This window comes from Pontimicrobium sp. MEBiC06410, assembly GCF_053601615.1.
In genome coordinates this window covers 5,001-14,315 of the sequence record NZ_JBSHNT010000150.1, presented here as the reverse complement: position 1 = coordinate 14,315, position 9,315 = coordinate 5,001, and the positions used below count along the sequence as shown (strand labels likewise).

The window sequence follows — 9,315 nt, the reverse complement described above, 5'->3', positions numbered from 1 at the left end:
TTGAAACTTGGTATAATAGAAAAAGATTACACACGGCTTTAGGCTTAAAATCTATTGAAGAATTTGAAACAGAAATGAACAATCAAAAATTAGCAGCATAATCTCTCTTCTTTTTGTCCAGTTTTTTGTTGCAAGTCCATAACCTAAAACTCTTATTCTAGATACAAGCTTCACTCGTTTTAATCATATAAACGTACTCGAATTGACGAGGCTTTTTTAAAATGTACAACGGGTTGTCACTTCTTAAAAAACGACGTTATCTTTTTAGCAAAACCACTTAATACAGCAGACACTCCTTTTTTAGTATTAGGAGCATATTGCTTTCTATGGTTTTCTTTGTAATTATATTTCTCTAAAATTGCAGCAACTCGTTGTTTATAAACAACTCCTTTTACTTCATCTATCTGATAAATAAAATTAGCATAACCATCTATTTGTGCTAAAACATTACCGCCATTATTCCACGATTTACCTTCAATACCATCTTTTTCAATTTGAAATAATAAGGCTCTAAATCGTTTTAAAGACGTTTTAGAAATGTTAGCTTTTTCGTTAACCACAACTCCGGTGACTTCCTGTTTTGCATTACGTTTCATAACACGTAATTTTTCAGGATGTAATTTAAAATTTTCGTCCTTTACAATCTTACGCGAGTATTTAAGTAGTGGTGTAATTTTTGACAAACTGTCTTTGTCTCCCGAAAATGTAATATCATCTACATAACGGGTATATTCAAAATCATATTTTTTTGCTAAACCAGACAATCTAAAATCTAATTTTCTGCATAAAATATTAGTAATGGCTGGACTACAAGGAGATCCTTGTGGTAAAAAACGTTCACCACGTTGCGCGTAATAATCTTCTCCTAATAAAGACACATCTAAAATTTTAGGCTCTGAGCATAATAACGATAATATGGTTGCTATTTGATGCGAATAACCTATAGATAAAAAGACACCTTTAATTCTGTTATACGTTACCGATGGAAAAAAGTTTTGAAAATCTTGATTAATAACTACAGCTTTACCAATATGCGGCGTAGCATTTGTTTTTATAGATTTCCCTATAACACAACCGTGTGCGTTATCGTGTACAGTTACTTTATTTAATATATGCTCTAAAATCCAATGTTGTGCTTTTTTTAGCTTTGGCATTGGCGCTGATATTAAACGATAGCCACCAGATTTTTTTGCCATTTGAAAGCGTTTATAATGGCTAATTTTAGAATGCTTCCTCGTAAACGATAAAAACCGAAGTTCTCCTACAGGAATACTCATTGCTTTAGCTAAATCTTCCACATTATGTAATACAGGAAGGTTTTGCTTTTTTAACTTTGCGTCGTTAGAGGTTTGCTTATTAAGATTATTAGAATAGCCCGAACCTACGTAAAGAATGTCTTTATCCTTAGAAGCTTTCCAACGTGCCGCTTTTTCTAAACGTTCTTTTTCTCTTCGCTCTTTAGTTTCTTTTTGAGATTGTTTAGAGGCTAATTTACGCTCTTGATGTTTTTTAGCTAAAAAAGCATCAGGATCTTCAATAATGCGTTGTTCTTTAAGAAGTTTTTGTAATTCTTTAGATAATTCAGCCTCCTCTTTAAAAAATGAGTTGACACTTTCAAAATCTATCGTATCTTCTTTCCAGAAGCCTAAACGCTTCATTTCAGAAAGTATGTATTCTTGTTTAGAAGACGCTTTTATTTTATCATAAATTTCTTGTCTTCTTTCTGTAGAATTTCTCATATAATAAAAAAAGGTAGCAATAAGATATATTTTGTATTCCCTTCGTACGATTCTCAAGACTGAATTGAACAACTCCAGTGAAATAGGTACCATAGTATTATTTCACTTCGCAGAAGTCTAACCGGAAATAGTACTATGGTACCTATTTCACAAGTTAAGTTCGAGTCAGTGACGCGTTCGGTATCTGTTAGCAAGATTGGCGATCCACCAATCAAAATGCAAGGTTTTTATCTTATCACTACCATGGTTTAAATATAATATTATTTTTTTTGAATAGCTGTAAAAACTTATATATAGTTAGCTTTTGTCATGTTGAACTTGTTTCAATATCTCATAGTATTTTAAAAATCAAATGTGATTCTGAAACAAGTTCAGAATGACGCCTCATTTATAATAAGTTACAACCATTTTGGTTATTTTTTATCAAAGGTTATTCTTGTAGCCAATATATGCTCACAAGGGCCTTTGGTCATTTTATTTTTATAATAATAGCTACACGTACAGCTGGCGTCTTTTATTTTTAAGTCTTTATCTATGGTTACACTTGTTTTATAAGTGTTACTTACCACTGCTGTTAGTGTTATTTTGTCTGTTTGTTCTTTTACCTTTAAATCTTTAACGGCATTTTGCTCCATTAATTTATAGGCTTCTTTATCGGTTTCACTAGAAAAGCGTAACGATTCTATATCTATCCCTTCGCGTTTTAATTCGCGAACGCGATAGACTTTATTTTTTAAATCGTAAATAACTTTCCCGGCTTGTGTAAAGGTTTCTAATGATTTATTAACTACAGATTGTTCTAAATTCATCGTTTTAGCAATGTCTTGCTCACTAGCAAACCAATGTTTACGTAATTCTAAATATACGCTTTGCATTGTTGTTGCAGGGACTTGCCCTCTTGGCGCTAATAAATCTAACTGACTCGATTGTGTCCAATCGTTAGCCGTCCAACCAGATAAACCTAATGTAAAATACATCTCATTAGTTAAATGTGCTGTATAAAAAGAAGGCATTCCACTACCTAAAAGGTGTACTGTAAATTTATCTGTAATAGGTAATAAGCGTTCTAAAAGGGTAATACGACGTCTTCCCCATACTCTTATGGCTTCTTTTTTATCCCCTTTATATATAGATTGTTTGCAAACGACTTCTATATTCCAAGGTTCAAAAACGGCTACAATAGGTTCACCTGGTGTCAATTTATATTTTATAGAGCGTGGTCCTTTTCGTTCTTTATTTCTTTTTAAAACACTTATAAAATTAGCAATGTCTATTGCTTCTAATTCAAAAGACACTTTATTAGAAGTCATTGCTGTACTCACTTGAAGAAAGCCACGTACCCAACTATCGGGCAAGTCTATTTTTACTTCTCTATAACTGGCTTCTCCTGTCGTTTTTACATCAAAGCCTTTAGGGTCTATTTTAAAATCGGTCTCTTTATAGGTTCTTATTTTCTGAAACTCTTCATATAGTTTTTTAGAATAATCAATATTAGTAGTTCCGCATTTAAAATCATTAATATTATTAAATACATCGTAACCACAGGATAATTTTCCGTAAACCGATTCGTCTTTACTAAAACATTCAAAAAATACTTGATCTGGATGTACCGTTATTACTGGGTCTAAAACAAGCCACGCGGCATAATCTCTTTTATATAGATAATTAAAATACGCTCTTTGTGCCTTATAATAAGGCTTCATAATAACATCACGGTCTTTACGAAGGCCTTCTATTTTTGTTCGTACACGCTGTATTTCTGTTTGTATTTTGGATAAATCGGAACTTGCTTCTGCCAACCATAATTCTTCTTGGCTTTTTAACCATGCCAAATATTCTGAATTATCTTTGGGTTGAAAATTAAAATCGGCAACCACAACATGATGTAATGCCGAAATGGCTTCTCTAAACGAAATCTTTTTATCTAAAGTACCTACAAAATAAGTAGGTTCTCTTAAAATATCTGGTGCAAAACTAACATCTGTTGCAGAGACACTATTACTTACAGCACTTGTTCCGCCATATTTATAATTAAACTGCATACTATTAATTTTGTTTTATTAGTAATGGAACCTCTATATCTGGGTACACTTCTGTAATGGTTAACAGCAGGTCTATATTATTACTATTATCTAGCATAGTGTTAGTACCTAGAATACTATTTACTAATCGTACTGTCATTTCTGCTACTGCTTTATCTTTTACAGATTCTTCTTCTAAGAATTTATAAATTCTTGTTTTTGTAACTCTATTCGTATTTATATTAAATAAACTGGTTTTAAAGAAGGTCTCTAGTTTTAAAATAACTGTTGTATTTCCCTTTACATAATTATCTAAATAATTAGTAACAAAAAACTGCATTGTTTTGGTTGGGTGTTCTTGTAATTTTAATAATAAAGGCAATCCTTTATCTTCACTAAAATGCTGGGCTATCATTTTACGTCCAAAATGTTGTACTTCGGTTTTTGTATGATCGCAGGCATACAATAACATATTTACGGTCCAATATTCTGGTTTTATATGGGTTTCGAAATACTGGCATGCCCAATCTATAACATCTTCCCAATGAGAGTTAAATACTAATAAAGCGTCTTCTAATTGAATATTAATTGTAGAGGTATGCTTCTCAAAGTATTGTTTTAAAAGCGTTCTTATACTAAATATATCGCTATGCGCTAGAGATACAATAGTTTTAACCGGTAACGTCTCTAAAGTTATATGTTCTGCAAATAAGGGCTCACCAAGTTTCTGTGCATAATCGTATTGAGATAGTATTAAACTAAAAATAGCCTCTTGCGGTATGCTTCCTAAATATGGTTTGTAGTTGGTTGTTAAAAGTGTGTAGCAATTTTCATGCAAACCTTCATAAGTTTCAGCTGTTTCAATCGCTCTTAATAAGGCTTTAAATAAATTGTTTTTAAAGTTATTATCTAGTGCTATTAGTTTTTCAACGGTAGGCTGAATGGCATTTCTAACTTCGTTGTATTCCGAAAAACAGAATCCACTTATTTTCTGATGGTTTTCTAATAAAAATTCATCTGGAAAATGGGATAATAATTCTATTCCTACTTGTCGTAACTCGGTGTTATCCGAATTGATATACTCATCTATACTGTCTTTAAATAACAGATAGGTTGATGCTGTATTTTGCTTTGCCAAATTAGCTGCAAATAATTTATTGCTTACTGCTGAAGATTTGGCTAGTGTTTTTATTTTCTCCTCAGGAACTGAGCTTAGCAAACTTCCAAAATGCGTATTCCCAATTAAATTGTTAACTTGAACTAAATACTCGAAAGTATACTGAGACGGTATTTTAAATAAGAGTTCTATTGTTGCTATAGATAAGTGCAGATTATATTTTGCAGTTTCTGTATATAGATTTTTTATATAGCTAACTACTGCTTCTTTTCCTGTTAATAGCAACTGACTTATAAACGTGGCTTCTGTAAAGTATTCAGCTTCATATTGTTTTAGCCAATTAAAGGCTAAGGTATTTGCGTCTTCATTATCAGATTTTAGCAATGCTAATACTATTGCATTTTCTGGTTTAGTGGATGCATAGCGTTGCTTTACAATATTTAAAATAACCTCTAAAACCTTTGGGTGGTAATGCCCTACCAATTGTGTTAATTGTTCTAACGAAATGTTATCTAAAAAGTGATTATTCTCTTTAATAATTCTTAACGCAAATGTTATAGCTATGTCGCTTTTAGCATTGGCTAAAACATATAGTACTTTTTCTGGTTTAGTATTCCAAAGTTCAGGTAATACTTCTTCTCTTACTATAGTAGTCGCCGCATTATCTTCCGCTATGTAAAACCATTTGTTTTTTTGACGTTGCAATCGAGAAGCACCTCCATAAACAATATACATTAACGCTAAAAAGTCATGATATTTAGGAAAAATTCTTCGTTCTGTTGTATAGCGCCTTGTATCTTGATTATAATTATAATGGTACTGAATATCTTCTTTTACATTATCTAATGTATCATTAAGCGATACTAATAGTGCTGATGCATAATCTATATAGGTTACTGTATCGCTTTTACTTAATTTGTAAACGTATTTATAGGTTGTTTTATTAAAATAATCTTTGGTCTTTTTAGAAAATGCTATTGTTGGATTTGGTTTCTGCTTTTCTACATTGGCATCTGTCCATTCGTTATCTACATATAAATAGTCCGATGTATAGCCTGATTTACTTACTGCTATTCTTTTAGAGGTTAGCGCAAAGAAAATAGTATCTTCTAATGCATGCGACGCTCTGTATATGTAACGTATAGATTTAAATAGATTAACTTTTAATGGTGCTTTTTCTATAAAAGTATATAGTTGCTTTCTAAATACTTCATCGCTTATAGATAACAAATAGATGTAATATAATACTGAGGCGTCTATGTCTTTTTCTTTTAGAAAGTAAACGGCTAATGCATTAAAAAAAGAAGTATAATCTCCTATATGTCCTTTTAATTCTTCTGGTAGATTATTTATTGCTGATTGTATTACAGTATTCTTGTAATCTGCTTTACCTAATTTTAATATATAGGCAACTGCAATACGCCCTACTTTATCTTTAAACCCTAAAGTATTAAAGACGTTATATATTGCATCACTTCCTGAAACGTCTTTAAATTTAGTCAAAGCGTGTATTGAAGCATATTGCTCAAATGCATCTTCGGAGTTTATAAAATGTACTATAGACGGAATTGCTTTGGTTATATTTAAATCTGCTGCTCTCCATACTATTCTGGAGACTTTCCAATTTCTAGTATAGACTCCTGCAACAGCTTCTTTTAAATATTTTAAAATGGTTTGCTCTCTTGCTGTATTTATTTCAGTTGCTTGCGAAGGTGTTGGAGTTTTTTCTGATGTTTCAGATAGAGTTTCACTATAGCCTTTTTTCTCTTTACTAGCTACAAGACTATTAAATACTTTTAAAGCCTCCTCATAAGGCACAGGAAATACCGTTTTAGTACCTTCTCGTAAGTTAGCGCCTCTCCTACCATATCTAAAATTAACGATGTATAAATCTGAACCAGATTCGCATAAATCGACTTCGTAGACTTTATCCGATTTACCTTCCGAAAAGTATAGTGTTTTTTGGTGTAGTATTTTCAATTATATAACGATTTGTACGTAAATATAATTAAAAAGGGAATGTGTTGGTGGGGAATTTGATTGAAAATATTGAATGAAGATATCTTATTAATAATGTTTGGTCTAAATGATGAGTTTATTCCTTTATTTAAAATAATGGACTAAAGTTTTCAAATAAAAAAGTTTACTTCTTAATTATGTCTATTAATATTTTACAAATGTCTTTTACATCTCGATAATAATTTACCATGTCTCTATATGTAATGCTATCTTGATTTCCATGCGAAATATTATTTCTATTAGAAATAACTGAATTTAATGAGCTTCTTTGTTGCTCATTTACTCTTTCTTCAAATTCAGCACTCCAACTAGTATCAAACTCAGAAAGCAACGCTTTTAATTTTTTAAAATCTAAGTTTGTTATGTATTTAGTTCTTTTAGCTATATAATTATTTATAGGTTGGGGTGAAGTACCATCACAAAAATGAGCTATTAAAATTCTGGCTACATTTTCAAGATATCCAGAAGTTCGAACACATAAATATCTTGTGAGATGTGCCTTATTAATTTCTCCTTCTTGAATTTGGGAAACCTCCCTATAAAGACTATCTAATTGTCTCTCATAAATACTCAATTTATAGAACCCCATTATTCTACGTCTTTAAATGCATCAATAGCTAAGTTAATTCGGGTTTCAACATTTTTTTCATCAGAAGTTCCTCCTTGTACTGCTGATATAAAATCAGTATTTTCAACTAATTTGTTATAATTCTCTACAAACTTTTTTCGGTTCTCTAATGTACCATTTCTTAAACGCTCAGCAACTGCAATTGAGATTGAATCGAAAGCACCTAAATTTAAATTTCTTTTTATTCTAAAAGGTTTTGTACCAATTGTTCTTACAATAAAATCAAAAGTTGTCTTGAAGGTATTTGTAAACTCTTCCACACTAATATTCTTTAAATCTTGGTTTTTTGACATAAATGAATTCAAAAAACCTTTTAAAGGTTTTTCATAATTCATTCTATCATATAATAAAGAAAAGAATCTTAGCACCAATTCCTGTTCCTTCAACCTAATATCTGGTTTTTTTCCAAAAATAGCTCTCCATGAATGAGTATTTACTAATTTAGTAAGTAATTCATTAAATTCTCCATAGTATATACAAGCTCTAATCTCTTGAGGCTTTAAATCTCTTCCTCCTGAGTTAAGTCTTTCAAAAATTTGATAAACACTACTTTCATCTTCATCTGGTTCATCTTGCCTCACAATAGTTGCATGAAGTATAGAATCATCTAATCGAATTCTATCAGGAGCTTTTAAAGTCCTATAAGTTCTTCCAAGTAAATCCTCTTGAACATTTTGGAGTTTAAAAGGTATTTGTTGAAAATATCCAGTATAAAAATAGTATAAACTCATGAGTCTTTGTTGTCCATCAACCACTAATAATCTATTTGTATCTTTTTCTTTAGATAAAAATATTCCTGGCACTGGTAACCCCAAAATCAAAGATTCAATAAATTTTGATGCTTCATTAATATTCCAAACAAATTGTCTTTGAAAAGGCGGTATAAAAATTACTTTATCCTTTATTCTTTTCATTAAACTATCAACAGGGTAATCTGCTCCGTAGCTAGTAATAACATACCGAAAATCAATATGTTCATTCTCGGTTTCATCATCAAAATTAAATAATAATGGTTGCTCAATATTTATATCATTCATATTAATATAGACTGTAATTATGCTTAGCTAATGTTATTTTATTTATTATATAAATTAAATATAATTCATTTTAATTTTAAAAACAGATTTTTATTCTAGAAACTAGAAAAACAATTTAAAAAGATAATTACTTAAAAGTTAGACTATTTATCATTAATCTAGATATTTCTATAATACATAGTAATCTATTCTGATAAGCTTAAACAATAAATCCTCAACAAAAAGATATTTGTTGAGGATTTATTATATAAAAAAAGCTCTTTAGTATGTATTTACTAAAGAGCTTTAAAAAAGGCGACGACCTACTCTTCCACGATTGTAGTACCATCGGCGCTAATGGGCTTAACTTCTCTGTTCGGAATGGTAAGAGGTGAGCCCCATCGCTATAATCACCTTAAATCTTTCGGTGTGTGTGCTATAAACACTTAACCGTATATAATAACATATTGAAAAAAAATAGATAAATCTGTATCGTAATAATAACTATTGAACTTAGTAAAAAAACAGGCGTACAATAAGCCTATGGGTTATTAGTATCACTCGGCTATGACATTACTGCCTTTACACCTATGACCTATCAACGTGGTAATCTTCCACGACCCTTTAAAGAAATCTCATCTTGTGGTGGGTTTCGCGCTTATATGCTTTCAGCGCTTATCCCTTCCCAACGTAGCTACTCTGCAATGCTCCTGGCGGAACAACAGATACACCAGAGGTTAGTCCAACTCGGTCCTCTCGTACTAGAGTCAGATCC

Annotated in this window: 5 protein-coding genes and 2 rRNA genes (1 of these 7 cut by a window edge); all 7 read right to left on the bottom strand. The window is 31.1% G+C overall.

Features of this window, described 5'->3' with window-relative positions; all coding sequences use genetic code 11:
• Nucleotides 1-236: 236 nt before the first annotated feature.
• Nucleotides 237-1,739, bottom strand: a complete 1,503-nt coding sequence (locus ACVC08_RS09605) for a reverse transcriptase family protein (protein ID WP_452601876.1) — start codon at nucleotides 1,737-1,739, stop codon at nucleotides 237-239.
• A 413-nt stretch (nucleotides 1,740-2,152) separates the two neighbouring features.
• Nucleotides 2,153-3,781 carry an SWIM zinc finger family protein gene (locus ACVC08_RS09600; protein WP_452601875.1) on the bottom strand — a complete coding sequence of 543 codons (1,629 nt, stop codon included), beginning with the start codon at nucleotides 3,779-3,781 and terminating at the stop codon, nucleotides 2,153-2,155.
• A 4-nt stretch (nucleotides 3,782-3,785) separates the two neighbouring features.
• Nucleotides 3,786-6,857, bottom strand: coding sequence for a WGR domain-containing protein (locus ACVC08_RS09595; RefSeq protein WP_452601874.1), 3,072 nt, complete (start codon nucleotides 6,855-6,857; stop codon nucleotides 3,786-3,788).
• A 163-nt stretch (nucleotides 6,858-7,020) separates the two neighbouring features.
• Nucleotides 7,021-7,485, bottom strand: coding sequence for an MAE_28990/MAE_18760 family HEPN-like nuclease (locus tag ACVC08_RS09590; protein WP_452601873.1), 465 nt, complete (start codon nucleotides 7,483-7,485; stop codon nucleotides 7,021-7,023).
• Nucleotides 7,485-8,561, bottom strand: a complete 1,077-nt coding sequence (locus tag ACVC08_RS09585) for a DUF262 domain-containing protein (RefSeq protein WP_452601872.1) — start codon at nucleotides 8,559-8,561, stop codon at nucleotides 7,485-7,487. Before ACVC08_RS09585 ends, ACVC08_RS09590 begins: the two co-directional genes overlap by 1 nt.
• Before the next feature lie 289 nt (nucleotides 8,562-8,850).
• Nucleotides 8,851-8,958 (bottom strand): 5S ribosomal RNA (rrf, locus tag ACVC08_RS09580).
• Nucleotides 8,959-9,071: 113 nt separating this feature from the next.
• A 23S ribosomal RNA gene (locus ACVC08_RS09575) occupies nucleotides 9,072-9,315 on the bottom strand; it runs 2,577 nt beyond the window's last position.

Coding starts and splice junctions, on each gene's coding strand:
- ACVC08_RS09600 (WP_452601875.1), bottom strand. CDS start 3,781: ATGCAGTTTAATTATAAATATGGCGGAACAAGTGCTGTAAGTAATAGT.
- ACVC08_RS09585 (WP_452601872.1), bottom strand. CDS start 8,561: ATGAATGATATAAATATTGAGCAACCATTATTATTTAATTTTGATGAT.
- ACVC08_RS09605 (WP_452601876.1), bottom strand. CDS start 1,739: ATGAGAAATTCTACAGAAAGAAGACAAGAAATTTATGATAAAATAAAA.
- ACVC08_RS09590 (WP_452601873.1), bottom strand. CDS start 7,485: ATGGGGTTCTATAAATTGAGTATTTATGAGAGACAATTAGATAGTCTT.